The sequence below is a fragment of the Vibrio sp. 10N.222.46.A1 genome (assembly GCF_041473595.1).
Classification (GTDB): domain Bacteria; phylum Pseudomonadota; class Gammaproteobacteria; order Enterobacterales; family Vibrionaceae; genus Vibrio; species Vibrio tasmaniensis_A.
In genome coordinates this window covers 1-1331 of the sequence record NZ_JBFRSN010001440.1, presented here as the reverse complement: position 1 = coordinate 1331, position 1331 = coordinate 1, and the positions used below count along the sequence as shown (strand labels likewise).

At 40.7% G+C, this 1331-nt stretch carries 2 protein-coding genes; both read right to left on the bottom strand.

All coding sequences use genetic code 11. The annotated features are described in order from the left end of the window. A partial coding sequence (locus AB4496_RS27200) for a type VI secretion system baseplate subunit TssG (protein WP_372133061.1) occupies positions 1 to 272 on the bottom strand: 272 nt, incomplete at its 3' end. 46 nt (positions 273 to 318) lie between these two features. Beyond that, a partial coding sequence (locus AB4496_RS27195) for a type VI secretion system baseplate subunit TssF (RefSeq protein ID WP_372133058.1) occupies positions 319 to 1331 on the bottom strand: 1013 nt, incomplete at its 5' end.

Here is a 1331-nt window from a genome sequence, read left to right as displayed (position 1 = left end):
TGTATCGCGCTTAACAACTCTTCATAAATATAATTGGGAATTACCCCTTTTACACCAGAAAGCGCTTCTTTTGCCAATCTCAGCTTTGCCTTGTTTCCCTTTAGCGAAAAGTACTGAATTTCTTGAGGGTTCCCAGTTGGCATTGCCTCAGACTTCAATTGGATCTGTACCTGAGTAGAGCTGTGAGACTGGAGTCGTTCCAATAGTCTCATTGCTTGCGAGAAGTCGTACTTTTCGGGTTGAGTCGTTAGATCTTCGATGAAATGCTTCATATCGGCTTCCTATAGCGATCGATCCAATTGTGCTTATTTTGTGGAGTTACAGGCACAATTGACTACCGTGAATCTTAGGGTATGTTTTTATGAAACCATCTCGCCCATAGAGACGAATCTTAAGTTGAATGTATCTATCAAAACTGCAAAACTGCTGGAAGAAGCGATTCAACACATCGGCAAATGCTAGGTAAGGTGAGGTGGCATCAAGCGTAAGTTCAATCTCGGTTCCGGGCGAGAACACGTTCTTACCCAACACACGAATTGCAGAAACTTGCGAATTGAATGTAATTGAGTGAATCATCTGAATTTCTGTGCTTGATACCTGGTCGCGACTGCACAAACTCAACATATGTTTGAGTTCAGCTACCGGGTTGCTAGATTGCACCAATGATGTGAAGTTGGTGTTCAATAAGCTAATAAATTCCCAGTGGATGTTTTGGTCGATTTCTTTTTTAATCGGCGCAGAGGGCGGGTAAATAGGTGAGAAATCACCGGGTAAATCAATACTCTCTAAGCATTCCAAAGTGCCGATTACACCACAAGCTTGCTTCCCATTAGTACACAGTAACTTGGTACCAAGTAGCTTGCTAAATTCTGTATTTGTCGTGTCCGATAACGAAATCGCTATGCTTACTTCACCAAAGTGATCGTGTTTACTTTGCCAGTAGTCGTAACTTTGGTTATGTGAATACTTTTCTTTAAAAAGTGGAATTAAAGGGACCTCTCCGTTCGGAGTGATTTCATAGACGTTTTGAATTTCAATAATTTCTATATTGTTGTCACTATGAGCGTCGGCATTAACTGGAACGGATAGAGTCCGGTGGTCATATGGGATCGGTTCGCCAGTTTGCTCAAATAAATTAATCGCAGGCACGACATTGAGCTTGAATACGTCTTTATTAAATAGACGAATGAACTCCGATGGCAATGATGACATAAACAAATTAATCACGATTTCAGACTCGTCAAATTTGTTCGCGTGTTCAGCAAAGTTTTTTAGTCTAAAGAACTGTCGCTTCTCTTTGAAAAAGAAGAATTCATTGATCAGTTGATAAC